The organism is Paenibacillus rhizoryzae, from assembly GCF_059686995.1.
In genome coordinates this window covers 453,402-478,486 of the sequence record NZ_JCAALT010000003.1, presented here as the reverse complement: position 1 = coordinate 478,486, position 25,085 = coordinate 453,402, and the positions used below count along the sequence as shown (strand labels likewise).

26 protein-coding genes are annotated in these 25,085 nt (G+C 51.0%); 5 read left to right on the top strand and 21 right to left on the bottom strand.

Annotated elements, in window-relative coordinates:
* Nucleotides 1-3: 3 nt before the first annotated feature.
* The 4 genes from plsX to AC6ESO_RS11175 form a co-directional block, all read right to left on the bottom strand.
* Nucleotides 4-993: a phosphate acyltransferase PlsX gene (gene plsX, locus AC6ESO_RS11190; protein WP_497091388.1), complete on the bottom strand. Its 990-nt coding sequence runs from the start codon at nt 991-993 to the stop codon at nt 4-6.
* The gene (fapR, locus tag AC6ESO_RS11185) at nt 977-1,594 is read right to left on the bottom strand and encodes a transcription factor FapR (protein ID WP_494819003.1); all 618 of its coding nucleotides are present in this window, start codon (nt 1,592-1,594) and stop codon (nt 977-979) included. The genes plsX and fapR overlap by 17 nt, the downstream gene beginning before the upstream one ends.
* Nucleotides 1,595-1,789: 195 nt before the next feature.
* A complete protein-coding gene (rpmF, locus tag AC6ESO_RS11180; protein WP_090976607.1) occupies nt 1,790-1,963 on the bottom strand; it encodes a 50S ribosomal protein L32 in 174 nt (57 codons plus the stop codon).
* 99 nt (nt 1,964-2,062) lie between these two features.
* A complete protein-coding gene (locus tag AC6ESO_RS11175) occupies nt 2,063-2,572 on the bottom strand; it encodes a YceD family protein (protein ID WP_494819002.1) in 510 nt (169 codons plus the stop codon).
* Nucleotides 2,573-2,687: 115 nt separating this feature from the next.
* Between AC6ESO_RS11175 and AC6ESO_RS11170 the strand changes: the two genes are divergently transcribed.
* Together AC6ESO_RS11170 and AC6ESO_RS11165 are read left to right on the top strand one after the other, a co-directional pair.
* The gene (locus AC6ESO_RS11170; protein WP_497091387.1) at nt 2,688-3,929 is read left to right on the top strand and encodes a nucleotidyltransferase; all 1,242 of its coding nucleotides are present in this window, start codon (nt 2,688-2,690) and stop codon (nt 3,927-3,929) included.
* A gap of 100 nt (nt 3,930-4,029) precedes the next feature.
* Nucleotides 4,030-5,241, top strand: coding sequence for a nucleoside recognition domain-containing protein (locus AC6ESO_RS11165; RefSeq protein WP_497091386.1), 1,212 nt, complete (start codon nt 4,030-4,032; stop codon nt 5,239-5,241).
* On the opposite strand, the gene coaD is transcribed toward AC6ESO_RS11165, so the two are convergent.
* Together coaD and rsmD are read right to left on the bottom strand one after the other, a co-directional pair.
* Nucleotides 5,238-5,750 carry a pantetheine-phosphate adenylyltransferase gene (coaD, locus tag AC6ESO_RS11160; protein WP_497091385.1) on the bottom strand — a complete coding sequence of 171 codons (513 nt, stop codon included), beginning with the start codon at nt 5,748-5,750 and terminating at the stop codon, nt 5,238-5,240. The genes AC6ESO_RS11165 and coaD overlap by 4 nt on opposite strands.
* A gap of 2 nt (nt 5,751-5,752) precedes the next feature.
* Nucleotides 5,753-6,337 (bottom strand): 16S rRNA (guanine(966)-N(2))-methyltransferase RsmD, encoded by a 585-nt coding sequence (gene rsmD, locus AC6ESO_RS11155; protein WP_497091384.1) that lies wholly within the window; start codon nt 6,335-6,337, stop codon nt 5,753-5,755.
* Between the two features lie 161 nt (nt 6,338-6,498).
* On the opposite strand from rsmD, the gene rocF reads away from it, so the two are divergent.
* The gene (gene rocF, locus AC6ESO_RS11150; protein WP_497091383.1) at nt 6,499-7,407 is read left to right on the top strand and encodes an arginase; all 909 of its coding nucleotides are present in this window, start codon (nt 6,499-6,501) and stop codon (nt 7,405-7,407) included.
* 69 nt (nt 7,408-7,476) lie between these two features.
* Here rocF and AC6ESO_RS11145 read toward each other — a convergent pair whose 3' ends face one another.
* From AC6ESO_RS11145 to AC6ESO_RS11095, 11 genes are all read right to left on the bottom strand, one after another.
* Complete coding sequence (locus AC6ESO_RS11145) at nt 7,477-8,442, bottom strand: ABC transporter ATP-binding protein (protein ID WP_497091382.1); 966 nt, start codon at nt 8,440-8,442, stop codon at nt 7,477-7,479.
* Complete coding sequence (locus tag AC6ESO_RS11140; RefSeq protein ID WP_497091381.1) at nt 8,439-9,437, bottom strand: ABC transporter ATP-binding protein; 999 nt, start codon at nt 9,435-9,437, stop codon at nt 8,439-8,441. Before AC6ESO_RS11140 ends, AC6ESO_RS11145 begins: the two co-directional genes overlap by 4 nt.
* A gap of 20 nt (nt 9,438-9,457) precedes the next feature.
* On the bottom strand, nt 9,458-10,405 hold the full coding sequence (locus AC6ESO_RS11135; RefSeq protein ID WP_494818995.1) for an ABC transporter permease subunit: 948 nt from the start codon (nt 10,403-10,405) through the stop codon (nt 9,458-9,460).
* On the bottom strand, nt 10,402-11,337 hold the full coding sequence (locus AC6ESO_RS11130; protein ID WP_494818994.1) for an ABC transporter permease subunit: 936 nt from the start codon (nt 11,335-11,337) through the stop codon (nt 10,402-10,404). The genes AC6ESO_RS11135 and AC6ESO_RS11130 overlap by 4 nt, the downstream gene beginning before the upstream one ends.
* An 84-nt stretch (nt 11,338-11,421) precedes the next feature.
* Nucleotides 11,422-13,059 carry a peptide ABC transporter substrate-binding protein gene (locus tag AC6ESO_RS11125; RefSeq protein ID WP_497091380.1) on the bottom strand — a complete coding sequence of 546 codons (1,638 nt, stop codon included), beginning with the start codon at nt 13,057-13,059 and terminating at the stop codon, nt 11,422-11,424.
* Between the two features lie 269 nt (nt 13,060-13,328).
* Entirely contained in the window at nt 13,329-14,480 is a 1,152-nt protein-coding gene (locus tag AC6ESO_RS11120) for a peptidylprolyl isomerase (protein ID WP_497091379.1), read from the bottom strand.
* 118 nt (nt 14,481-14,598) lie between these two features.
* Nucleotides 14,599-15,288: an LrgB family protein gene (locus AC6ESO_RS11115; protein WP_497091378.1), complete on the bottom strand. Its 690-nt coding sequence runs from the start codon at nt 15,286-15,288 to the stop codon at nt 14,599-14,601.
* Complete coding sequence (locus AC6ESO_RS11110; RefSeq protein ID WP_497091377.1) at nt 15,278-15,634, bottom strand: CidA/LrgA family protein; 357 nt, start codon at nt 15,632-15,634, stop codon at nt 15,278-15,280. The genes AC6ESO_RS11115 and AC6ESO_RS11110 overlap by 11 nt, the downstream gene beginning before the upstream one ends.
* Before the next feature lie 4 nt (nt 15,635-15,638).
* A complete protein-coding gene (locus AC6ESO_RS11105; protein WP_497091376.1) occupies nt 15,639-16,595 on the bottom strand; it encodes a D-2-hydroxyacid dehydrogenase in 957 nt (318 codons plus the stop codon).
* 362 nt (nt 16,596-16,957) lie between these two features.
* Nucleotides 16,958-17,308, bottom strand: a complete 351-nt coding sequence (locus tag AC6ESO_RS11100; protein ID WP_497091375.1) for a DoxX family protein — start codon at nt 17,306-17,308, stop codon at nt 16,958-16,960.
* A gap of 389 nt (nt 17,309-17,697) precedes the next feature.
* The gene (locus AC6ESO_RS11095) at nt 17,698-18,465 is read right to left on the bottom strand and encodes a glycoside hydrolase family 73 protein (RefSeq protein WP_497091636.1); all 768 of its coding nucleotides are present in this window, start codon (nt 18,463-18,465) and stop codon (nt 17,698-17,700) included.
* A gap of 231 nt (nt 18,466-18,696) precedes the next feature.
* Between AC6ESO_RS11095 and AC6ESO_RS11090 the strand changes: the two genes are divergently transcribed.
* Nucleotides 18,697-20,040 carry a hypothetical protein gene (locus AC6ESO_RS11090; RefSeq protein WP_497091635.1) on the top strand — a complete coding sequence of 448 codons (1,344 nt, stop codon included), beginning with the start codon at nt 18,697-18,699 and terminating at the stop codon, nt 20,038-20,040.
* A gap of 219 nt (nt 20,041-20,259) precedes the next feature.
* Complete coding sequence (locus AC6ESO_RS11085) at nt 20,260-21,018, top strand: MBL fold metallo-hydrolase (RefSeq protein ID WP_497091374.1); 759 nt, start codon at nt 20,260-20,262, stop codon at nt 21,016-21,018.
* Nucleotides 21,019-21,043: 25 nt separating this feature from the next.
* Here AC6ESO_RS11085 and AC6ESO_RS11080 read toward each other — a convergent pair whose 3' ends face one another.
* The 4 genes from AC6ESO_RS11080 to asnS all read right to left on the bottom strand — a co-directional run bounded on the left by AC6ESO_RS11080 (nt 21,044) and on the right by asnS (nt 25,085).
* Complete coding sequence (locus AC6ESO_RS11080) at nt 21,044-21,511, bottom strand: Fur family transcriptional regulator (protein WP_497091373.1); 468 nt, start codon at nt 21,509-21,511, stop codon at nt 21,044-21,046.
* 179 nt (nt 21,512-21,690) lie between these two features.
* Nucleotides 21,691-22,770 (bottom strand): CDP-glucose 4,6-dehydratase, encoded by a 1,080-nt coding sequence (rfbG, locus tag AC6ESO_RS11075; RefSeq protein WP_497091372.1) that lies wholly within the window; start codon nt 22,768-22,770, stop codon nt 21,691-21,693.
* A gap of 146 nt (nt 22,771-22,916) precedes the next feature.
* Nucleotides 22,917-23,765, bottom strand: a complete 849-nt coding sequence (locus tag AC6ESO_RS11070) for a DnaD domain protein (protein ID WP_497091371.1) — start codon at nt 23,763-23,765, stop codon at nt 22,917-22,919.
* Nucleotides 23,766-23,789: 24 nt separating this feature from the next.
* A complete protein-coding gene (gene asnS / locus AC6ESO_RS11065) occupies nt 23,790-25,085 on the bottom strand; it encodes an asparagine--tRNA ligase (protein ID WP_494818983.1) in 1,296 nt (431 codons plus the stop codon).

Sequence of the window (25,085 nt, the reverse complement as noted above, 5' to 3'; positions counted from 1 at the left end):
CACTCACTTCCTGCTGATTTCCGCTGCGATAGATGATATTAAATTGCTCTCGATTGCTAATTTCGCTTGACGCACAGCGTTCTTAACCGCCTTCACATCCGAGGAGCCGTGACATTTAACGACCAGACCGTTCACACCGAGAAGCGGCGCACCGCCATGTTCCTTGTAATCCATTTTGTTGCGAAGCGCTCTGAGCTTCGGCTGTACGATCGCTGCCGCAAGTTTGGATAACAGCGAGCTGGTGAACACATCACGCATTGTTTTGAACAATGTGCCTGCCGTACCTTCCATTGCCTTGAGCATGATATTACCCGCAAATCCGTCGCAGATCAGCACATCGCAATTACGCAGAAGAACATCGCGTGCCTCGACATTCCCGATAAAATGAATCGGTGCCGTCTCCAGCAGCTCATACGCTGCTTTGGTAAGCTCATTGCCTTTCATCGCCTCTGTCCCTACATTGAGCAGACCGACGCGAGGTTTATCCATGCCGTTCATCTTGGTGCGGTAGATGCTGCCCATAATGGCATACTGCAGCAAATGCTCCGGTTTAGCATCCATATTCGCGCCAAGATCAAGCGCAAGAACGCCTTTATCATCCATAGTCGGCAGCATCGTAACGAGCGCGGGACGTTCAATGCCCTCCATGCGTCCGACTACCAGCAGTCCTGTCGTCATCAGTGCACCGGTATTCCCGGCTGAAAGCATCGCTTCCGCTTTGCCTTCACGCACGAGCTGTCCGGCCATAACCATCGACGAATTTTTCTTCCGGCGAACGGCTTTAACCGGTTCATCATCAGGACCGATTACATCCTCTGCGTGTAAAATCTCAATGTTTGAGGGCCGTTTGGAGCCCAGATGCGTTTCAATCTGAGCCGTATCACCAACGAGAATCAGGTGTACTGCCGGCCATTCAAGTGCTGCTTCCAACGCTCCCTGCACAATCAGAGAAGGAGCGTGGTCGCCCCCCATCGCGTCAATTGCGATCCGCACCGTCCATTCCTCCTTCGATACCCGGTTCGCCTGCGCCTGCGGAACGATAGATGACAAAATGGCCTTGGAACACCAATTCGTCACCTACGTACGAGCAAACCTCAACCTTTGCTTTGCTGCGGCCGCCGGAACGAACGTACGCTTTAGCGATGCATTTCTCGCCAAGCTTCACGGATCGTACGAATCTTATGTCAGCTGTTGCCGTTAAAGCAATTTCATCGTTAATCACCGCTACCGCGAGTGAATTCGCTTGTGCAAAGACATGATGACCGCGAGCGATGCCGGTTCTTGAAAATACATGCTCTTCCTTAATTTCAAAAATAGAAATACCGCTGTTGTCCAGCTGCAAATCCACTATATCCCCGATTACCTCATGCAGCGGCAGTGATCGGACGGCGTCATACGAACGCTCCGCCATCAGCTTCATTCTCTCCCGCAGCTCAGGTATGCCAAGCTCCAGCCGGTCAAGCCGCACCGTTTGGATGCTTACTTTCAACTGACGTGTCAGCTCCTGATCCGTTATGAACGGATTATCTTCAATAAGTCCAGTCAGCAGCTGATGCCTTTGTCTTTTCGGAAGACGTTCGATGGTCCGCACCACCTTTGCCTAATGTTCTAAGTATGTACCTCGGCTGATTATCATACACCATGTTTGAGCACACTGATTACAATCAGCTATTATAACCAGGTACTAATAGTATAGTAAAGAAAGCTGCCGAGCGCAATGTTCAACCGCACTTTTGGGCAAAAAAATAGCACCTCATCACGGGATGAAGTACTATTGCTACGCTTTAAACTATTGTTTGATGATCTCTCTTGATTTGTAAGTTCCGCACACTTTGCATACCCGGTGAGCCAATTTCAACTCTCCGCATTGATCGCATTTAATCATACCCGGCACCGCGAGTTTGAAGTGCGTACGACGTTTGTCACGACGTGTTTTAGATGTTCTACGTTGTGGTACTGCCATGTTTCCCACCTCCTTAACAGAATTCCGTACTCCCGGATCAAATGGAATAGAATACTCTCCTTTTGATCCTTGGAACAATAGTGGTTTCCAAGGAATCCTCTATTGTTCCGACTTAAACAAATCTTTCAACGCGGCTAGTCTGGGATCGATATCGTCCTTTTGGCATCCGCAATTTGTCTCATTTAAGTTGGTGCCGCATGTGTGGCAAAGTCCTTTGCAGTCCTCTTCACAAAGCGGTACGAAAGGCAAAGCGAGCATCAGCATTTCTTCAAGAAATGGCTCAAACTCAAGCTTGTCCTCCTCCACCGGAATGATTTCTTCTTCCTCAGATCCGTTTAAAGCGGCTTTCGGCTTGAAACGCTCGTGAAATGGAACGACAACATGTTCTTTCGTCGACTCCAAACACCGCGAGCATGCAAGATCGACATCAACGGACAGTTCGCCCTCCACATGAGCAATACCATCTTCGCCCCACGCCGTCATGTTGACGTTCATTGGGTCTGCATGTAATACGTCTTTACGAACTTGCAGCAGCCAATCCGTGTTTAAGCTTGACTGAGTGGGAACTTTCAATCCTTTGGCTATTAATTCCCGGACATAAATCTCCATACCATCACTCCAAACAAACAAAGTTTATTATATCGACTATTGAATCGTTTTGTCAACATTTTCACGCCGTGATATAGTGAAAAAATACCCTATCCCCTTTTGGAGGCTTACATACATGCGAACCGTCGGGCTCATTGTCGAGTATAACCCATTTCATAACGGTCATCACTATCATTTGCAGCAATCGCTCAAAATAACGGAAAGCGACGCCGTCATCGCCGTCATGAGCGGCCACTTCCTGCAGCGCGGCGAACCCGCGCTGCTCAATAAATGGACGCGCACCGAGATGGCGCTGCGCGGAGGCTGCGACGTCGTCATCGAGCTGCCTGTCGCCTATTCTACGCAGGCGGCGGAATGGTTCGGCTACGGCGCTGTCGCGCTCCTTGAAGCGACGGGCGTCGTAGACGCGCTCTGCTTCGGCAGCGAGGCCGGCGAGATCGATCCGCTGCGCCGGGTCGCTCGGCTGCTCGCGCATGAGCCAGCGGCCTTCAGCGCGCTCATGGCGGATTGCCTGCGGACAGGCGCCAGCTACCCCGCAGCCTACAGCGAAGCTGTTCGCTTGTATATGGAAGCGGCCGGAGACGCTGAAGCGGCTGCCTTCCCGCTCGCCCAGCCGAACAATACGCTGGGGCTGCATTATCTGCTTGCGCTCGAACGGCTTGGCAGCGCAATCGAGCCCTTCTCTTTGAAACGCGAGAAGGCCGGCTACTCGCAGACGACGATCACGGATGCGCAAATCGCGAGTGCAACGGCCATTCGCAAGCTCACGCTCGAAGCTGCCTCCCCTGATGGCGCAGCGCCTTTCGTGCCTCGTTCCACGCTCGAGCTGCTCTTGCGCGATCATGCGATCGGCAGAGGGCGTAACAGCTGGGAGCAATATACGACACAGCTGTTTCATAAGCTCGCCAGCGAGTCGGCTGACACCCTTGGCAGCTATCACGAAATGACTGAGGGCTTGGAATATCGGTTGAAGAAGACGCTCCCTACGCTCGATACACTTGCCTTCGAACCGTTGCTCGACAAACTAAAAACGAAACGCTACACCCGTACGAAGCTCCAGCGCGCGCTGCTCTCCGTGCTGCTCGGGCATTCGAAGGAGCTTCTGGCACCGGAGCGGCTGCGCAAAGGTGTCCAGTACATAAGAATACTCGGATACAGCCCTCGAGGGCAAGAAATTCTTAAACGAATGCGCAAGACGGCTAAGCTCCCCATCTTAAACAGCGCTGCCCGTTCACAGCAAGCAGATCCGTATTTGGAGCTTGATATCCAAGCTACTTCGGCCTATGCGCTCGGTTGGCCGGATGCAAATCCGCGTGATCTCTTCCGTGACTATTACGAGAAACCGATCACAATCTAATTCGGATTGCATCGGTTAGGTCTATACTCTCGTAGACAAGCGTAAAAATGTAGTGGCTGTGTTTGTCCCAGCCCCTACATGAATCATTGGAGTGAGTCCCATGACGCGAACCATCATGCTCGCATGCTTGTCGATATTGCTCGTCGCTTCTATTATTACGCGGCCAGACGAGTCGTTTCAAGCGTCCTTGCAAGGGCTGACTGTCTGGTGGAATCTAGTCTTCCCCGGTCTGCTTCCATTCCTTACTTTACTTGAGCTGATGCTTGCCTTCGGAGCCATCCACGGTTTCGGAGCGCTGCTGCAGCCGCTTATGCGCAAGCTGTTCCGCCTGCCGGGTGAAGCCGGCATTGCGATTGCTTTGGGATGGTCCGGAGGATTCCCCTGTGGAGCGGAAACCACGGCGGCCCTTCGCCGCAGCGAAACGGTTTCCGCTCCTGAAGGACAAAGACTGCTCGCGCTGGCACATATGCCAAGCCCTCTGTTCATGCTGCTCGTCGTTGGTGCAGGCTTCTTAGAACGTCCTGCAGTTGGCGCTGCGATCGCCGCAGCCGTATGGGTCTCCGCACTGCTAACAGCTTTCTTAAACGCCCGTTTCGGCAAGAAGAAACCTACCGGCGCAAGCAAGCAAGCTAAGCCAACCGCAACTGCATCTACGTCCCTGCCCACTTTGCTGAAACAAGCAGCTGTCGCCATGGTTGCCGCCAGAAACCGCGATGGCCGAACCTTCGGCAAAGTGCTTGGCGATTCCGTTACCGTGTCCGTCTACAAGCTGATGGCCGTCGGCGGTTTCATGATGTTCGGCGCCGTTCTCGTCAAACTTACGCAGCCGCTGCTGCCGGAAGGCACACCAGCCTTCCTGCTGCCGGGACTCATCGAAAGTCATATCGGCACCTATGCCGCGGCTTCATCGACCTTCACCGGCGGCCTGCCTTGGAACGCGGCAGCTATCGCGGCTGTACTCAGCTTTGGCGGCTTAAGCGCCCTTCTCCAAGCCGGCAGCGCCATCTCCGGCACTGGTTTATCGCTGAACCGCCTCGCCGCTGCACGGCTCATTCAAGGCGCACTCGCGTTCTTCCTTACCCTTGCTGCGTGGAAGCCAATGACATCACTGATAAGCCGCATCGTCCCAACGGCCGCTCCTGCAATGGAACAAACAGAAAAGACAGGCGCCGCCTCGAATGCGATCATCCACGCGGGTGATTTACATTCACTGTGGCCATATACACCTGTCCTGCTGCTTCTATTCCTCTTCATGCTGCTGGCGCTTCTATCCGCCTCTATGCTGGCCGCACCACAATCGAAGTCGAATTAAGCCTGATCCGCATATTTGGCGATCAGCGCTTCTCGCACCTCATCAGGCACCAGGTCCTGCACGTTTCCTTTAAACTTGGCGATTTCCTTCACGATGCTGGAGCTCAAATACGAGTATTTGGGATTCGTCATCATAAATATAGTCTCAATCTCGCCGTCCAGCTGGTGATTGGTCGAAGCCATTTGCAGCTCATATTCAAAGTCCGTAACCGAACGAATTCCGCGAACAATACAATCCGCATTGCGCGAGCGCATGAAGTTAACGAGCAGATCACGGAAGCTGTCGATCGTCACATTCGGCAGCTCTTTGGTGATTTGCGTCAACAGCGCTTTACGCTCTTCCACCGTAAACAGCGGATTTTTGCTGGAATTGTTGAGCACCGCAACGATCACATGATCAAACTGCTTGGCCGCGCGTTTAATAATATCCAAATGCCCGCAAGTGACTGGATCAAAGCTGCCCGGATATACGGCAACACGCTGTCTTGGCATTCCTGTTGGTGTTGTCATGCTTACGCCTCCATATGTACGTTTGGCTCTGCTGCCTTGTCGTACCTATAAATAGTCACTGCCGTGTCGCCATATTTCGAATGTCTGATCTGCCGGAATACATCCATCGTCTCCGGATACACATGGTCAGCATCATGCTCGACGACTATCGTCGCGGCAGTTCCGAGCAGGTCGCGTTCTGCGAGCTCATTCATTAAACTGTCCATTTCTTTCATCCGGTAAGGCGGGTCCAGAAAAACGAGCTCGAACTTAAGCCCGCGTTTCGCCAGTGCCTTCACCGCTCGCACAGCCTCCGTACGGTAAATCTCCGCATGTTCCGCAACCCCGGCAGCCTGTACATTTTGCTTGATGATATCAATGCTTCCTCCGTCCAAATCGACAAAAACCGCGCGATCCATCCCTCTGCTGAGGGACTCTATACCCAGACCTCCGGTACCCGCGAAGAGATCAAGCACAAGTCCGCCTTCGAAGAATGGCCCAATCATGCTGAAAATCGCTTCTTTAACTTTATCGGTTGTCGGACGCGTGTTTTTGCCCGGTACCGCCTTTAAGGTCCGGCCCTTAGCCGTGCCCGCTATTACTCTCAAAGCCGCTCTTGCCCCTTTCGCCTTATCCATCCTTACTGCTGCTTGTATCGTACCACAATTGGGCCGGCATGTTAAACGATTGCCTCCGGTTTGTCATGACTTCGCTCCTTCGCGTCTATATATAACCATGCAGCGCAACACATTCCATAGGAGGGATTCCCATGAACAAAGATCGGCAACCCGTAACAGTCCTTCCCGTCCCCTTTCATTTCGGAGCCAGCAGACCCGGTGCAAGCGGCGGTCCAGAGGCTGTCCTGCAAGCGGGCTTACCAGAGAAGCTTCAGCTGTTAAATCAGAACTACTCGATATTACCTTGGAAAGAAACCGCTGAATCCGCGATCGAACGCCGCACATTAGATCGGTTGCGCAATTGGGGACGCGTGCTTGCGATGAGCGAAGCTCTTGCACAATCCGTTCATTTGGCTATGGAAAACGAAACTTTCCCACTCACAATAGGAGGAGATCACAGCATCGCGATCGGCACCATCGCCGGCATAACGGAGCATATTCAGCAGTTAGGCGTCATCTGGATCGACGCGCATGCCGACATGAATACGCCGGACACATCGCTGACAGGCAACATTCACGGGATGGCTTTGGCTGCGAGTCTCGGACTTGGCGATCCGAGATTTACGGATCTGCTAGGGCGATCACCTAAATTGCAAGCCAAACGCGTCGTTCTCGTAGGTGTCAGAGAGCTGGATGAAGGGGAGAAAAGAAATATATACGACACGGGCATCACTTGTTTCACCATGCACGATATTGATCGGCTCGGGATGGGTCGCGTAATGGAAAAAGCCATCGCGATCGCTTCGTATGGCTCCGAAGGTGTACACGTCAGCTTCGACATCGACAGCGTAGATCCGGGGGAAGCGCCGGGAACGGGTACGCCGGTGCGTGGCGGCCTCAATTACAGGGAGGCGCATTTGGCCATGGAGATGCTGTTTGATTGCGGCATGGTGACCTCTGCCGATATCGTTGAAGTGAATCCGCTCCTGGATACAAACGGGCGGACAGCTAGGCTAGCCGTAGAGCTCATCGGCTCGCTGCTCGGCGAACGTATATTATAGAAGAGACAGGTTTCCTAAATAGGCAAAAAAAGGACGATTCGCATGATGCGAACCGTCCTTCTCGTTTATTTATGCATAATGGCAGGCAGCCCAATGGTTAGGTTCAACCTCACGGAATGCAGGCACTTCTGCAGCGCATTTCTCTGTTGCAAACGGACAGCGTGTCCGGAAATGACAACCGCTAGGCGGGTTAACCGGGCTCGGCAGCTCGCCTGTCAGGACGATACGCTCTTTGCTCTCTTCTACATCCGGATCCGGTACCGGAATCGCGGACATCAGCGCTTTGGTATACGGATGCTTCGGATTGGAGTAGAGCTCTTCACTCTCAGCAAGCTCAACCATTTTACCCAAATACATTACGGCTACGCGGTCACTGATATGTTTAACCATCGCAAGGTCATGCGCGATAAACAAGTACGTCAAGCCGTAATCACGTTGCAGATCCTGCAGCAAATTGACTACTTGCGCTTGAATGGAAACGTCAAGCGCTGAGATCGGCTCATCGCAAACGATGAATTTCGGATTTAGCGCAAGTGCGCGAGCAATCCCGATCCGCTGACGCTGACCGCCGGAGAATTCATGCGGATAACGTTTGGCGTGATCCGAACGAAGGCCTACACGGTCAAGCAGTCGCTCAACTTGCAGCTTTCTTTCCTTAGAACTGCCAGCCAAACCATGAATATCAAGCGGTTCAGCAATGAGGTTTTCAACCTTCCAGCGCGGATTAAGCGATGCATACGGATCTTGGAAAACCATTTGCATTTCACGTCTCAGCGCCTTCAGGTTAGCTCCTTTAGCAGTCATAATGTCTTGACCTTGGAACCTCACGGATCCTGCAGTCGGTTCGTACAATCGGAGAAGCGTACGGCCAGCTGTCGATTTACCGCAGCCGGACTCGCCTACCATACCAAGTGTTTCACCTTTGCGAATACCAAACGATATATCGTTTACTGCTTTTAGCGTTTTCCCATTGCCGATGTCGAAGTGCTTCATCAGGTGATCGACTTCGATCAACATTTCATTGTTTGACTTCATGCACTTTCTCCCCCTTTGAGGGCCGCGTCATGCAACCAGCACTTCGCTGCTTGCGTTTCGCTGATTGTGTACGAAATCGGATCGTTATCTACACAGATCCGCATCGCTTCATCACAACGCGCGCAGAACGCACAGCCAGTTGGCGGCGATGACATATCCGGCGGTGTTCCGATTATCGGAATAAGCGGCTCGTTCTTATCGTGATCCAGACGAGGAAGGGAACGAAGCAGCCCTCTCGTGTATGGATGTTGTGGATTTTTGAAAATCTCTTGTTTCGTGCCGGTTTCTACAACTTTACCCGCGTACATAACAACAACGCGGTCACACATGTCGGCAACGATACCAAGGTCATGTGTAATCAGGATGATCGAAGTGCCGGTTTGCTTCTGCAAATCCTTCATCAACGTCATGATTTGCGCTTGAATCGTCACATCGAGTGCTGTTGTCGGCTCATCCGCAATCAGCAATGTTGGGTTACAAGCAAGTGCAATGGCGATCATGACACGCTGACGCATACCGCCGGAGAATTGATGCGGGAACTGCTTTACGCGTTCTCCTGCATTCGGAATACCAACCAAATTCAGCAATTCAACCGCACGGCTAGTTGCATCGGATGAGCTCATTTTCTGATGTTTAATGAGTACTTCCGTAATTTGGCGCCCTACTGTAAGTGTTGGATTAAGCGAAGTCATCGGATCCTGGAAGATCATGCCGATCTCCTTGCCGCGAATGGACTCCATCTCTTTCTCGGTTTTGCTTAGAAGATCTTCGCCCATAAATTCAATGGAACCCTTCTTGTACACACCCGGAGGTGTAGGGATCAGACGAAGAATAGATTGAGCGGTAACGCTCTTGCCGCTGCCGGACTCGCCGACAATGGCAACAGACTCCCCGGGATGGATTTCCAAATCAACCCCGCGAACAGCCTGAACCTCTCCACCGCGCACGTGAAACGAGATATGCAAATCAGAAATACTTAGAATCGGATCACTCATAAGCTCACTCCCTGCGCTGTTTATTTTTTCATTTTCGGATCGAACGCATCTTGTAGACCGTCACCGAAAATGTTGAATGCAAGCATTGTAATGCTCAATAAGGATGCAGGAATCAGCATCAGCCATGGGTACAGTGTCCAAGAGGACATTGCTTCGCCGATCAATGTACCGAGCGATGCCGCCGGCGATTGAACGCCCAGACCCAAGAAGCTAAGGAATGCTTCTGCAAATATAGCGGACGGAACCGACAACGTTACCGTAACGATGATCGGACCGAGTGTATTCGGAATCAAATGACGGAACAAAATGCGGGAACCGCTTGCGCCCATTGATTGCGCTGCAAGAACATATTCATGGTTTTTCAGTTGCAGAATTTGACCACGAACGATCCACGACATCGTAATCCAACCGGTGATGGATAACGCGATAATGATGGTCGAAAGACCTGAGCCCATGACAACGGAAAGCAAAATAACAACAAGCAGATGCGGAATCGCATAAAGCACTTCTGCAAGCTTGTTCAAAGAATCGCCAACACGTTTACCTGCAAAGCCCATAACACCGCCGTAAGCAACACCAATTACAAGGTCGATAAAAGCAGCAGTAAAACCAACGAGAAGCGAGATACGAACGCCCATCCATGTTCTCGTAAAGAGATCACGGCCCAGGTTATCGGTTCCAAACCAGTGCTTGCCCGATGGCGAAGCAAAGGTATTCTTCAAATCGTTCGTAGATGAATCATAAGGCGAAAACATCGGACATACAACCGCCAAAATTATCATGGCGATCAAAACGTACATCCCTGTCATAGCCCATTTGTTCTTCTGAAGTCTTGCCCAGTTCTCTTGGAACGTGGAACGACTCGGAGCCGTAATCACTTCAGCTTCTGTATGTCTTTGCTTCAATTTCTCAAATGGCGCATTCGCAATTTGCTCTTCAAGCTTCAATTCATTCAGACGCGTACTCATTTTTTAACGACACCTCCGCTGACTTTGATACGCGGATCGACAAGAATGTAAGCAACATCCGTCAAGAAGCGTGCTGCCATAAGAATGACGGCGTAGAAAATCGTAATGCCCATGATGAGCGTATAGTCACGGTTAGTAATACTGTCCACGAAGTGAGCACCCAAACCCGGAAGACCGAAAATTTGCTCAACTACGACGGAACCTGTAATGATGTTCGCCGTCATTGGTCCAAGGTAGGTAACAACCGGCAAAATACCGTTACGAAGTCCGTGCTGCCACAGAATAGCTGACGGAGTCAACCCTTTTGCCTTAGCAGTACGAATATAGTCCGAGGTCAATACCTCGAGCATTGTTGAACGCGTTAATCTCGCGATGAATGCAATAGGGAGTGTCGACAAGGTAATAACAGGAAGCACGTAATCAATCGGGCTTTCCAACCCTGCAACATTAAATATCGGCACCTTAACTGCAAGGTAATATTGGATCATGGCACCGATAACGAAGTTTGGAACCGAAATACCGATAACCGCAATAAACATCGCCAGGTTATCAATCAATTTCTTATGTCTTAGCGCTGCCATCATACCGAGGTAAATCCCGACAATAACCGAAACTACCACTGCAATCAAACCAATTTTAAGCGATGTGCCGAAGGAATCCGTAATAATGCTTGTTACTGTCCGGTTCTGACTTCTCATGGATTCACCAAGATCAAGTTGGAACAGGTTTTTCATGTAAATCGCGTACTGCGTGCCAATCGGTTTATCCAAGCCGTAATGCGCCATGATTTGCGCTTTAATCTCCGGCGGAATTGCTTTTTCTTGCGTGAAAGGGTCCCCTGGGACAGCCTTCATCAAGAAAAAGGTTGCGGTGGCTAGAATTAGCAACGAAATCACAATATTAACGAACTTACCACCTAAATACCGAGCCATCCCAAGCCCCCCCAATCAAAGAGAAGGGATATATATGGGGAACCCACATATATCCCTATACCCCTTAGTTTTTTCTTGCTGTTATTATTTTTCGATCGAGATACGAGTGTAATCCACGTTACCGCTGTAATCAACTACAAAGTTTTTCACATACGGTTTAACCAGCTGTGCGGACGAGTAGTAGTAAAGCGGCATAAGAGCTTGATTGTCGCCAATCAGCAATTTCTCTGCTTTAGCCATAGCGTCTACACGTTTTTGTTGATCGTTTGTGCTGTAAGCTTCTTTAACCAGTGCATCGTACTCTGGGTTTGCGAAGCCGATATCGTTGTTACCGCCTTTGGATGTGAACATATCGATGAATGTCATCGGGTCATTGTAGTCAGCACCCCAACCAGCGCGTGCAACATCATAGTTCAAGCTTTGACGGTTTTTCAAGAATACTTTCCACTCTTGAAGCTCCAGTTTAACTGTGATGCCAAGGTTTGTTTTCCACATGTCAGCGATTGCCTCAGCAACGTTCTTGTGAAGACCTTCGTTGAAGGAAAGCGAGAATTCCGGCATCGAAGTCATGCCTTCTTCAGCCAAACCTTCAGCAAGCAATTTCTTAGCTTCGGTTACATCTTCTTTGAAGTAGTCGTCTTTCACTTCGGAACGGTATTCGCCGTTCACGCCGTGGATACCAGTGGATACGAAACCGTAAGCAGGAACTTGACCGGCTTTAGTTACGTTATCAACGATTGCTTGACGGTCTACAGCCATCGAAAGAGCTTTACGAACTTTTGCGTTGTTGAAAGGTTTCTTTTGGTTGTTGAAGTTGTAGTAGTATGTGCTTGCAATACCTTTTACAGAAAGCTCTTTGTTGTTTTCTTTGCGGAACTTGTCAAGTTGCTCTGGCGGAATGCTTCCTGTTGGAGCGCCTGCCCAGTCAAGTTGACCTGTTTTGTACATGTTAAGCTCCGTGTTAGCGTCTTTAACCATGGAGAATTTAACGCTGGACAATTTGATTTCATCTTTTGCCCAGTAGTTCTCGTTTGGTACAAGCTCAATGGAATCGCCGTGTTTCCACGATGCCATTTTGAAAGGACCGTTGCTGATGTAGTCCTTCGACTCGGCAGCCCAGTTAGCGTTGTCTTTCGCCGATTTGTGAACCGGGAAGGAAGTGAAGAACGCTGCGATATTCAAGAAGTATGGTGTTGGGTTTTCCAACTGAACTTCAAGCGTTTTATCATCGATGGCTTTAACGCCTACTTGCGCCGGATCAGAAATGTGATCTGGGTTGTCTTGCTCGATGTTATAGTTTTGCGCATTTTTGATGTAGTAGAGCTGGTAAGCATATGGAGCCGGTGGGTTTAGCTTAGGATCCAAAGTGCGTTTCCAGGAGTATTCGAAATCGCCTGCAGTGACTGGGTCACCATTGGACCATTTCGCGTTATCGCGAAGGTGGAACGTGAATTTCTTGCCGCCATCAGAGATATCCCATTTTTCAGCTACGCCTGGAACGATGTTACCTTTGTCGTCCATACGTGTCAGACCCTCGAAGAGTCCGCTCAGCACAGTGAAGGATACTTGATCCTGTGCTTGTGCAACATCGAGACTAGGCGGCTCGGATGTAAGGTTCATCCGGAACGTTTGATCGCTGCCCGATCCGCTTTTCCCGCAGGCAGACAATACGCCTGTTAGAACGAGCATGAGTGAAACTAGAACTAGCATTTTCTTTTTCATTCTTAGAACCCGCCTCCATGTTGATAAGTGTAATTTTTTAAACCCAGAGCCAATAATACAACGAATTTAACAATTTGTAAAACACAATTTGAACAATTGTAAAGATTTACTATCCATACATGTCATATTAGTTAACAAGAACTTGACTGGTAGCGCATTCAGTCCTTGTGCACACTAGCTTTTACGAACTTATTGTGCCACAAAATAAGACGACCGCCACAGGCCAAATTTTACCTGTAGCGGTCGTCTTATTAAATTAGGATTTGGGCTTACTTCGCGTTCGTCGAAGTGTTTGTTCCCGCGTTGCCCGTAGCCGGTTCTTGCGCCGCATCGTCCGCAGCTGCGTCCTTGAGCGTATTCGTGATTTGCGATTTGGTCTTCAGGTCTTCCAACCAAGTCGGCGAAAGCTCTTGCACCTTCTGCGCGATCAGCTGCTCTTTAATATCTGTTTTCTTCTCATCAAGGGTTGCCGCTTTCGCATCTTTGTGATCGGTAGCTTTGATGATGTGATAGCCGTATTGGGTTTTAATCGGTTCGCTGATTTCGTCTTTCTTCAGCTTGAATGCAGCTGCTTCGAATGCTGGATCCATAGCGCCTTTGCCGAAGAATCCAAGGTCGCCACCTTGGTCTTTGCTGCCTGGATCTGTTGATTTCTCTTTAGCCAGCGTAGCAAAGTCAGCGCCTTCTTTAAGCTGCTTCTCAATTGCATCCGCTTCCGCTTTCGTTGCCACAAGAATATGCGATGCCTTCACCTGTTCAGGCTGATCGAATTGCGCTTTATTTTGGTCGAAATAGGTTTTAATATCCGCGTCCGTCACTTTCGCCTGCGGCTCTAGAATTTTGCGGATACGAAGCTGCATTGGCGTTTGTTTCTTCAAATCGTCAAGCGTCATGCCCGCTTGCTGAAGCGCAGACTCAAATTCCGCTTCGGATGGGAACCGTTTCTTGATGTTGTCGATTTCTTGCGTTACTTCAGCATCGCCGACAACGATCCCTGCTTTATCTGCTTCTTGCTTAATTAGCTCGTCCTGAATCATGTTGTCCAGCGTTTGCTCGCCGCCAACCTTCGCCATCTCGTCGTACAATTGATCCTTCGTTATCGCTACACCGTTAACGGAGCCCACCGTATCGCTGCTGCCGCCTAGTGGCATTTTCACGAGCGTGAAGATCAAAACAACAGCTAGTCCAATGGAAATGTACATCCATGCCTTGCCGTTATTCTTTGCTGCAGGTGCTGCCACTACCTCTGATACAGGCTGCGCCACTGCAGTTTCTTGTTTATCCTCTTCAACTTCCGCTGCTTCATCCGAGGAGACTTCCTCTTTCAATTCCTGCTGCGTAACTTCTTGCTCTGTCGTTTCTTGCTCTACTGCCTCAAGCTCATTCTCATTTAAATGCTTCTCTTTATCTTTCTCGTTCAACTTGAAAACTCCCTTCCGGCATTTGCAATCAGTTTTAACATTACTGAGTCACTATATCATGTATAACCCGCGTAAACCTTAAGATAACATGAAATATGACGAAATAATCGAAAATCCGTCAAAATAGCCATGCATGGATAGGCAGCAAAAGTACAGGTGTAAATACGGCGCAAGCAGCCATAGAGAAGCCGCTTAAACCTCCCTGCTCTTCCGACTCTGACAGCAGTTTGGCCGACCCTATTCCGTGTGCGGCTGCACCTATTGCGATGGACGATGCAATGTTGTCGCGTACGCCGCACAACCGCAGCAGCGGAGGACCTGCAATACTGCCGACAAGGCCGGTCAATACGGTCAGTGCGGCAGTCAATTCCGGCGATCCGCCCAGCCAGCCGGATAAATCAACGGCCACCGCAGCTGTCACGGACTTTGGCAGCGCCGAACGAAGAAAGGTTTCCGTTCCGCCAAACAGCAAGACACATAACGTATTCACCAGTAGACCAATCGCGCTTCCGGCAAGAGAACCAAGCAATAAGGACGGAAGCATGCGGCGAAGACGCATGGCATGCTTGTACAGCGGGATAGCCATCGCCACCGTTGCAGGGCCGAGAAAAAAGGTGACGATATCTCCCCCTGCTCGATAGTCAGGATAGGAGATATCGCCAAGCTGCAACACCAAATAAACGATAATCGGTGCGCTGAGCAGCGGATGCAGCCAGCTCCATCGACGGCGTATCAGCACAGCGGAAGCATAGGCAGCCAGCGTCAGTATGATGCCAAACATCGGATCTGCGAATAGCTCACTTCTCATTAGCGGCTTGCTCCTTCCGCTTAACCAGCATCTTGGTTATTAGTCCAGTCGTAATTACGATCGTTAAAGTCCCAGCGGTAAGACTAACAATCGCAGCTAACCAGGACGATCCGATTTGTGGTCCGAAGGCAGCTGCACCGGCCAGCAGCGGGACAAAGAACAGCATCATGTGCCTGTTAAGAAATCCAGCGCTTTGTTCCACCCACTCCAGCTTCACGATTCCCATAAATAAAGCTGCTGACAGAAGCAGCAGCCCTAATACATGTGAGGGAAGCGGAACGGATGCAACCTGATGCAGCAGCCAGCCCAGTCCGTCAAACCCGATAATGATGCAAAACCCGCGCATCGTCTTAGTTCACCTGATTGCGAACATCGCCTTGAATAAACGAACGCAAATTATCCGCTGCAATTCCCATCAGCCTTCTTCGTGCTTCGACCGTTGCCCAGCCGATATGCGGGGTAATCGTGCAATTAGCGGCATGCAGCAGCGGATGATCGACAGCCGGAGGTTCCACACTCAGTACATCCAGACCCGCTCCGGCAATCCGGCCGCTGTTTAGTGCATTCGCCAAATCCTGCTCCACGATATGACCGCCCCTTGCCGTGTTGATAAGAATCGCCGAGCGTTTCATGAGACCCAGCGTACGTTGGTTCACGAGTCCGGTTGTGTCCTGCGTCAGCGGGCAGTGCAGGGAGACAACGTCAGCTGAACGGAACAAGTCGCTGTTTGAAACAAAGGTAACGGCTTCAAGGCCCGGAACCTCTCTCGGTGTACGTGTATGTACCACAACATTCATGCCAAATGCTAACGCTACTCTTGCGACCTGCTGACCGATTTGACCGTAACCCACAATCCCCATTGTTTTGCCCGAGAGCTCCATCAGAGGATGCAGCGAGAATGTAAAATCCGGCCCTGCAGACCAACGTCCGCTATGTACGGCACTGCTGTGCGCAGTCACATGATAAGTCAGTTCCAGCATGAGCGCGAAGACTAATTGCACAACGGAATGCGTACTGTAATCCGGTACGTTCGTTACCACAATGTCATGCGCTTCAGCCGCTTGAATATCCACGACGTTGTAGCCGGTTGCCAATACGCCGATGTATTGAAGCTCCGGTAACTTGGCGATTATTTCCGCTGATATCGGCGTTTTGTTCGTGAGCACGACATCGGCCCTCATCGCTCGATTCACGATATCCTCGCGTGCTGTCCGCTCATAAACGATCAGCTCGCCAAGCTTGTTAAACTCGGCCCAATCCAGATCTCCGGGATTTAGCGTAAATCCATCCAAGACTACTATTTTCATTGCTTCAAGCTCCCCCTTCATCCTGCACTATTCGGAGTATTTCCTAGGTATGCGACTAATTTGATCATACCGCATTCAGGCTGTGATGCGAACAAATTTTACCGGATTTCAGCGACTTTTTACTTAGCTTTATCACTTCAACGCATATACGGAGTGTAGCTTTATTGCTGTAACGCGTCTTGCCAAAAAAGTTTCTTCATTATATATAGCTTTTTTTGCATGTTTAGCAGCGGAGGCGCCTAATATTAGTGAGCCGTGCAATGCTGAACTGGATCGAAGAGAATTGCAACAAAAAACAGGCTGCACTATAGAATAGTACAGCTTGTTTTTTCTAAGTAAACCATGATTCCGCGCGGAGGGTTTTAATATCCAAACAAGGACCCGATATTGATAAGCAATACAATGATTCCAATAATCAGCAGCACCACTGGCACCACCATGTTTTTTGCAGGATCCTTAACTTTCATATGGGTTGCAATTGCACCAAGCATGGTTACAACAACGACTAAAGCACCCCAAGCCGCTAGTGTATCATTCCAAATACCCGAAATGACAAATGCTGCCGCAATAACTTCCACTAAGCCAGTAAAGACTCTAAAACCGCCTGAATACCCATAACGCTTAAATTCATCCACCATTTTTGAACCAAACTTCATAAAACCAAACAGCAGAAACCCCAAACCTAATACAACTTGCAGAATAATGGACAACACTATAAATCTCTCCCCTTACCTTCTGTTTTTATCCTATTATTATTTATCTTAATTATAGGATTAATATTATCCTAACATTAGGCTTTATTTTAATCAAGGGAGAATTACATGTAGTTTCCAGGAAATTTATACATTTAGTTGAAAACAGCAAAAGGACGTTGCCTGAGATGAAAAAAAGCCGCGAATAGTAAGCTTCGCGGCTATCGTTGAAATACGTTGATTTTATTGGGCAAAAAAATCCGGGGCCCCATTGCTGGGGCCCCTTTCATGGGAGAGGAGAAACCGGACGAAGAGCTTATGGGGAAACGTAAGTCTTCTCCGCGGTTGTCTACGGCATCTCGCGACGCCGATATCTTAAGAATGCCCAGTTCAGGAGGATATATACATCGTCAAATCAATTTCTTCCTGTACAGCACCAATAATAAGCGGTAAAAATCATAGCTGCCGCCATTTGGCGTATCGATCAATTGTGCCTTCACCGCAGCATCCACCGCATTTTTCGCCCATGCAGGCACCGTATCCATTTCGTTGCTGGCATCGATTTTAAGCGCCCACAATTGCAGCTCTTTTAATGCATTCGTCTGGTCTTGCAGCGATATTTTAAGTTGATCATTGTCCGCCTTCAGCTTCAAGGTCAGCTTCTGCAGGTCATCGAATGCTTTCTTCTCCTCTGCAGTCATCGGTTCATCCCCTTTGTTCGTGATGTCATATTGCGTTAAGTCGCTTCCTTGGATGATAGCCGTCAATTTATCCGCATATGCAGGATCCGTTGCGTATCCGCATTCAAGCAGCTTTTGAACCTGTTCGAAAGGTGTCTTAGCCATACGTACCGGCTTGTAAAGACTGCGCGCAAACAATAAATCCTGGTCTTTATAGAATGCATAAATGCTATCATAAGCCCGGAATGTTGCCGTGACCGTAACTCGTTTGCCGTTAATGACTTCCCATGTACGTTTGTCTACTACTGCGCCCTTCCAAAAGCCGTTGGGTACCCCGCTCCCGACTTTATAACCGGCAAGGTTGTTCCAATACGGGATATTGCCGCCCGTCTCCAGCCAGCTCTGGGCTAGACGTACGGATGGGAAAATAGGCGAGCCTTCCGCATACAGCTGTTTCGCAAATGGGAGCAGCAGGTCAAAAAAGGATTGTTTGTCCATTTTCACACGACACCTCCCTATCGTTTCGAACTCGCAATCTATATTCATGTATATGAAAATCGCAACAGCTTGGCAACCGACAATCGTCCCAGCCTGATGCAGCAGCCATGACGAACGCCCAGTTCACGGCTTGCATACGATAAATGCAACAGTCGCTGGAAAGGGTGATGGTTGGTGGAATTGCAGTTAGTTCCATTGCACTGGGTGTATCTTGCCTTTATCGTATTTATTATGGGTGTGCTGATCAAAAGACGGGATACGACGCTTGTTTGTGTGGTCGGCATTTTTGCGCTAGGCCTAATCGCAACAGAAAGCTTAAGCGATTCGGTGAGCGGTGTTTTTAACAGCTTCATCTATGCAACGAAGGAACTTCTGGGTACGATCTTCATCATCTCGATTATCGTTGCGATGAGCCGCATCCTGATCATTACCGGTATCAACGAAGTGATGGTTCAACCTCTTACCCGTTTCTTGCGCACACCGGCGCTGGCTTTCTGGGGAATCGGATTGATTATGATGGTAACCTCATGGTTTTTCTGGCCCTCTCCGGGCGTCGCATTAATTGGAGCCGTCCTGTTGCCGGTTGCCGTCAGAGTCGGGCTTCCGGCGCTTGGTGCTGCAATGGCGATGAACCTGTTCGGCCATGGCATCGCATTATCCGGTGACTACATCATTCAAGGCGCGCCAAAGCTGACCGCTGATGCAGCCGGATTATCCGTTACCAGCGTCATGCAGGCAAGCGTGCCTCTCGTCATTGTAATGGGGGTTGTAACCACGCTTACAGCCTTCTGGATGATGCGCAGAGATATGCGTACCGGCAAGTGGAGAGACGGCCTTATTGCAGCAGGTACAAATCCCGTCAATTCGATAGCGGAGGATCGGGTTAGCTTGCCGATGAAATGGAAGAAAACGCTTGCCATTTTGATTCCTCTCTTGTTTATCGTCGATGTCGTCGCGATGTTCGTACTCCATCTCCAGGGAGGCGATGCGACGGCGTTAATCGGAGGCACGGCCGTGTTTATTCTGATCCTTGTTACCATGCTGGCACATCGGAACAAAGGATTGGAGCAGACGACAGCCTACCTCATCGAGGGCTTTCAGTTTGGTTTTAAAGTATTCGGTCCTGTTATACCGATCGCCGCATTCTTCTACTTGGGAGATTCGGCGTTTACAGAACTGTTCGGCAGCGGGCTGCCGGACGGCTCCCATGGGATCGTGAATGACTTAGGCGTTGCGCTCGCCAATCACGTGCCGCTTAACCAAGCGGTCGGAGCCGTGACTTTGGCCGTTACCGGCGCTATCACCGGGCTTGATGGCTCCGGTTTCTCGGGGATATCGCTTGCCGGCTCCATCGCCCAGCTCTTCGCGTCCGCGATCGGATCCGGTGCGGCAACGCTCACAGCTCTTGGGCAAGTAGCCGCAATCTGGGTCGGCGGAGGCACCTTGATTCCATGGGCACTCATTCCCGCCGCTGCCATATGCGGCGTTGATCCGTTCGAGCTCGCACGACGCAACTTGAAGCCGGTTTTGTTCGGGCTGGCCGTGACAACGGTCGTTGCGATGTTTATTGTGTAAAAGCGCAGCGAGCTTATCGTGAAAAAGGCATAACCGGCTGCTGAAGCGCCGGCTATGCCTTTTTTGTTATGGCCTATTTTGACTAATATTCTGCTCATTTTACTCTCAAAAATATTTATATTGACATTTTTTATATTGTTTGATATAATAAAATATTTTATTTACAAATAATAATGCTTCAGATATGATACTCCTTACCAACCTATTGGAGGGGTAACATTGCTTATCGATAAAGGAATTGCAATGCTCGAAATCACCGCAATCGTCATGGGAAGACAGGACACTTTACATCCAACTTTGATATGGAACGAGTCCGAAGCCGTTTTAATCGACACCTGTTATCCCGGCCAGCTGCCACTTATTCAAGAAGCATTGAAGGCGTACGGTTTTTCGCTTAATCAGCTGACCGACATCATCATTACGCACCAAGATATCGATCATATCGGCAGTTTGCCATCCATTCTTCAGACCTCCGAATCCACGCTCGAAGTGTGGGCATCGCGGATTGAGCAGCCCTATATTCAAGGGGAAAAGATGCTGATCAAGATCTCTCCGGATGCCATTGATCAAGCCGTTCGCTCGCTCCCGCCCGAGGTGTCTGAAGAGAAACGCCAAGCCTTTCGGTACGCACTTGAGCATCCGCCTAAAGCAAATGTTACGCGACTTATTGGTTATGGCGATGGTGACCGTTTATCTTCATTCGACGGTCTGATCATCTTGGACACGCCCGGCCATACGCCCGGTCACATCAGCCTGTACCATAAACCCAGCCGTACTTTGATTGCAGGAGATGCCCTCGTTCTTCATGAAGGCGTGCTGCAGATGGCGGATTCCCGTTTAAACGCTGACAATGCCGCAGCTCTCCGCTCCTTGGAGCAATTAGCTTCGTATCCGATCGACCAGATCATTTGCTACCATGGCGGCCTGTTCCGCGGGGATGTCCAAGCCCAGCTTCAAGCGCTGCTTAGCTCCAAATAAAAAACGGGAGCCGGATACATGAACATCATGTACCCGATTCCCGCTGACAAGCTTCACATACGCCATACACTTCAAATCGGTGATTCATAATTTTGAACGAACCCGGCAAATCGAGCGACTGGTCCATCGGACAATATTCGAACGTGAGCGTCTTCTCGCAATTGATGCAAATTAAGTGATGATGATGGTGCGACAGGCAGCTCACACGGAATTTCAAGCCTCCGTCCATAAAATAAAACTGCTCCAGCGCCCCCATCTCACTCAGCAGACGCAAATTCCGATAAACCGTATCGAAACTCACGCTGGGATAAGCACGTGACATATGATCGTATACGTCTTTCGGAGACAAATACCCTTCTGTCTTGGCGAAAATCTCAGCCAGCTCTCGGCGCTGCTCTGTAATGCGCCAGCCGCTTTGCGACATGATTTCAATCATTTGCTTGACCGTATCTTGCGATTTATGAGTATCCGTATGGGAATGAAGTTCTGACATCGATAAACGTCCTTCCAATATTCCGAAGGTTCACGCTGCCTACAGCTGCATTTTCGGAAGTGATACCCTTAGTTTAGCATATTTCTCCCGAATTTCATCCCGTTTGCGCAATTTCATCCATTCGCTGGCATGATCCAGCAGCAAAGAGCAGCCCTGCGGCTGTTCTTTGCTGCGTATATTCACGTTTCATAGTGGACAATCTGCGAAACGCTGATGTCACGCATCGGTGCGCCTTGCATCCATGCCGCGTACCAGTCGGCCGTATGCTGCGCCGTTTGCTGCGCATCCCACCGAGGCCGCCAGCCAAGGCGCGAGGCCGCCTTCGTCGTGTCCAGCAGCATCGGCGCCGCTGACGCTGCAGCCGCGCCAGCCGGCCCCGGCGAAGCCTGCTGCTGGCCGCCGAGGCGAGCGCGCAGCGCCTCGGCCAGCCAGGCCGAGGTCCGCGCTTCGCATGTGCGCGGACCCAGGTTCCACGCCTCGGCGAAGTCGCCGCCGCCGGGCGGGAACAGCCGCTGCGCGAGCGCGAGGCAGCCCGCGAGCGCTTCGAGCACGTGCAGCCATGGCCGGAAGCCGCTCGGCCATGGCTGCTGGCCCTGCTGCGCTGCGCGCTCGCCGGCAGCGGCGCGCACGCAGTCCGGGACGAGGCGGCCGCTTGCGAAGTCGCCGCCGCCGATGAGATGGCCCGCGCGGACGGTCGCAACCGCGGGCCCGTCAGCGCTTCCGGCGAAGTATGCGCGCCGGAAGGAGGACACGACAAGCTCCGCGCAGGCTTTGCTCGCGGAGCCGGGCTCCGCTCCGCCGAGGCCGTCGGCTTCGCGATAGCCGAGCACCCAATCCCGCGGCGCGTAACAATCTGCCGCGGTTATCGCGACGACGGCACGGATCGGGTGATCCTCGTGCACCGTACGCACCGCATCCAGCAGCGCGGCCATCCCCGCGACATTCACATCGAAGATTTCAACCGTATTATGCTTGCCTTGATGTTCCGACTGCCCTGCCAGATGAAAAACCACCTCCGGCTTTGCATCCCGCAGTGCAGCCGTCAGCTTCGCGGAATCCCTGATATCGCCTCGTGTCCACGGTATAATGTGCTCTAGTCCACACAGCCGGTACATCGATGGCGTCGTCGGCAATTCATCGCTGTATCCTGTAATAACCGCACCTAAGCGGTGCAGCCATAAGCAAAGCCATGTTCCCACAAACCCGGTATGCCCCGTCACAAACACCTGTTTACCTTGCCAAAACGAATAATCCGGCATTGCTGTCCAGTCATCCTCTCCGCTTTCCTAGGGTGAAGCCTACTCTCACAGCTATGACAACAGCTTATGCAACTTCGCCCTATTTCGTTTGCGGACAAACATGCACGAATCTCAGCGCCCAAACACGCAAAAAAAACCGCAGGTCATCAAGACCCGCGGCCACCGCGAAATTTCTGAGTATGCGCTTTGGCTTCATCGGTGTTGGTAACGCGGTTGCGGCTCCATTCGATGAGAATGCGGTCGATGTAGCGGAAATGCAGCTTGCCTGCGAAAACGGCTTCCTTCAACGCAAAACGAATCAGCTCGTCCGGATAACGATCTTGATCGACCCAGGCGCTGATCGTCTCGCATTCCATCGGGGATAGCGGGCGGCCGAATTCTTGCTCGAATACAGAAAATAAATCCGATTGCTTCGGCCACTCGCCTTCGATCCCAACGCTCGAGTTCCGGGTGTTAGACGCTCCCATACTGGCTCCGCTTCCCGCTCCCGTACCGGCCCCACCGCTCGCTCCTGTACTTGCTCCAAAACTCGCTCCCGAACCTACTCCCGCACCGGAACCGACTCCAACTCCTGCAGTCCCTGCACCGGCCCGCTGCAGCTCCCGTTCGCTCTCGAACGATAACCGAGCCTCTTCGGCCAGCCATTCCGCGCTGCGGATGATGAAGCCGTTCCAATTGTAGCGTTCGAACTGCATGCCGCTCACCGGATCGACTTCCTCATCGATGGCGAGCAGCTCTTCTTTCATCAAGCGGCTAAGCAGCTGATGCGCTGCGTTAGGCAGAATGCCAAGCCGCTCGGCCAACTGCTCCGGCGTCGGAAAATCGACGCCCTCGACCTGCCGGTACGTCATCAGCTGCAGCATTAGCAGCATCTCCGTATCCGTTAATCCGACGCCGCGATAAGCACGGAGCAGACCGGCCGGCACCACGACGCCGCCGCCGTTCATGGCGGCAGCCATTCCGCGTGCGTAGGCCTTCCACATTTCGGTTTTCACCGTTCGTCCTCCCTTCCCTTGTGCTTACGGATACAAACGGTACAGCAAACGAGGGAACGGAATCGTTTCACGTACATGCTCCAAGCCGCAAATCCAGGCTACCGTGCGCTCTAGCCCCAAACCGAAGCCGGAATGCGGCACTGTGCCGTATTTACGCAGGTCCAAGTACCATTGGTACGCTTCCGTAGACAATTCATGCTCGGCAAAACGCTCCGCCAGCAGCTCCGGATCGTCGATCCGCTGCGAGCCGCCGATAATTTCGCCATAGCCTTCAGGCGCAATCATATCCGCGCAAAGTACAACCTCCGGACGGTTCGGGTCCGGCTTCATGTAGAACGCTTTGAACGATGCCGGATAATGCGTGATGAACACCGGACGATCGTATTTCTCCGCAATCGCCGTTTCATGAGGCGCACCGAAATCTTCGCCCCACTGAATTTCATGCTTGTTCTCCTGCAAGAACTCAATCGCTTGATCGTACGTAATACGCGGGAACGGCGCTACGATGTTCTCCAGCTTGCTAATATCGCGGCCAATCGTTTCAAGCTCCTTGCGGCAGTTTTTGACGACATTTTGCACCACGAAGGACACGAACTGCTCCTGTACGCGCAGATTTTCCTCATGATCCACGAACGCCATTTCCGGCTCGATCATCCAGAACTCGATCAAGTGGCGGCGAGTCTTCGACTTCTCCGCACGGAATGTCGGTCCGAAGGAATACACTTTGCCTAGCGCCATCGCTGCTGCTTCCATGTACAGCTGACCGCTTTGCGTCAAGTAAGCATCTTCGTCAAAATATTTCGTGTGGAACAGGTTCGTCGTACCTTCACAGGAGGAAGGCGTCAGAATCGGCGGATCCACGAGCGTAAAGTTACGATCATCGAAGAACTGCTGAATCGAGCGGATAATCTCTGCACGGATGACGAGAATCGCCCGCTGCTTCGGCGAACGCAGCCAGAGGTGACGACGATCCATCAAGAAGTCGACGCCATGCTCCTTTGGCGTAATCGGGTAGTCCTGCGCGATTTGAATCACTTCGATATCTTCGACTGTCAGCTCGTAGCCGGACTGGCTGCGCGGCTCTTCACGCACGATCCCTTTCACGTAAAGGGAGCTCTCCTGCGTCAATTCCTTCGCCGAGTTCCAGATGGTTTCCTCAATTTCACTCTTCACGACAACGCCTTGCACATAGCCTGTTCCATCGCGAAGCTGTAAAAATTGGATTTTACCGCTTGAGCGTTTCCCGTTCAGCCAGCAGCCAATCCATACCGATTGCCCGGCAAAATCCTTCAGTTGTGCGATCGTCGTTAATGTTTTCAT

Bases quoted from the DNA above. Each gene is read 5' to 3' on its own strand.
- AC6ESO_RS11170 (WP_497091387.1), top strand. From the start codon at position 2,688: ATGCGAACCGTCGGGCTCATTGTCGAGTATAACCCATTTCATAACGGT.
- AC6ESO_RS11130 (WP_494818994.1), bottom strand. From the start codon at position 11,337: ATGGCTCGGTATTTAGGTGGTAAGTTCGTTAATATTGTGATTTCGTTG.
- AC6ESO_RS11175 (WP_494819002.1), bottom strand. From the start codon at position 2,572: ATGGAGATTTATGTCCGGGAATTAATAGCCAAAGGATTGAAAGTTCCC.
- AC6ESO_RS11095 (WP_497091636.1), bottom strand. From the start codon at position 18,465: ATGGACAAACAATCCTTTTTTGACCTGCTGCTCCCATTTGCGAAACAG.
- AC6ESO_RS11140 (WP_497091381.1), bottom strand. From the start codon at position 9,437: ATGAGTGATCCGATTCTAAGTATTTCTGATTTGCATATCTCGTTTCAC.
- AC6ESO_RS11080 (WP_497091373.1), bottom strand. From the start codon at position 21,511: ATGTCAGAACTTCATTCCCATACGGATACTCATAAATCGCAAGATACG.
- AC6ESO_RS11135 (WP_494818995.1), bottom strand. From the start codon at position 10,405: ATGAGTACGCGTCTGAATGAATTGAAGCTTGAAGAGCAAATTGCGAAT.
- AC6ESO_RS11145 (WP_497091382.1), bottom strand. From the start codon at position 8,442: ATGAAGTCAAACAATGAAATGTTGATCGAAGTCGATCACCTGATGAAG.
- asnS (WP_494818983.1), bottom strand. From the start codon at position 25,085: ATGAAAACATTAACGACGATCGCACAACTGAAGGATTTTGCCGGGCAA.
- AC6ESO_RS11125 (WP_497091380.1), bottom strand. From the start codon at position 13,059: ATGAAAAAGAAAATGCTAGTTCTAGTTTCACTCATGCTCGTTCTAACA.
- AC6ESO_RS11110 (WP_497091377.1), bottom strand. From the start codon at position 15,634: ATGCGCGGGTTTTGCATCATTATCGGGTTTGACGGACTGGGCTGGCTG.
- AC6ESO_RS11115 (WP_497091378.1), bottom strand. From the start codon at position 15,288: ATGAGAAGTGAGCTATTCGCAGATCCGATGTTTGGCATCATACTGACG.
- AC6ESO_RS11090 (WP_497091635.1), top strand. From the start codon at position 18,697: ATGGGTGTGCTGATCAAAAGACGGGATACGACGCTTGTTTGTGTGGTC.
- rocF (WP_497091383.1), top strand. From the start codon at position 6,499: ATGAACAAAGATCGGCAACCCGTAACAGTCCTTCCCGTCCCCTTTCAT.
- rpmF (WP_090976607.1), bottom strand. From the start codon at position 1,963: ATGGCAGTACCACAACGTAGAACATCTAAAACACGTCGTGACAAACGT.
- rfbG (WP_497091372.1), bottom strand. From the start codon at position 22,770: ATGCCGGATTATTCGTTTTGGCAAGGTAAACAGGTGTTTGTGACGGGG.
- AC6ESO_RS11105 (WP_497091376.1), bottom strand. From the start codon at position 16,595: ATGAAAATAGTAGTCTTGGATGGATTTACGCTAAATCCCGGAGATCTG.
- AC6ESO_RS11165 (WP_497091386.1), top strand. From the start codon at position 4,030: ATGACGCGAACCATCATGCTCGCATGCTTGTCGATATTGCTCGTCGCT.
- coaD (WP_497091385.1), bottom strand. From the start codon at position 5,750: ATGACAACACCAACAGGAATGCCAAGACAGCGTGTTGCCGTATATCCG.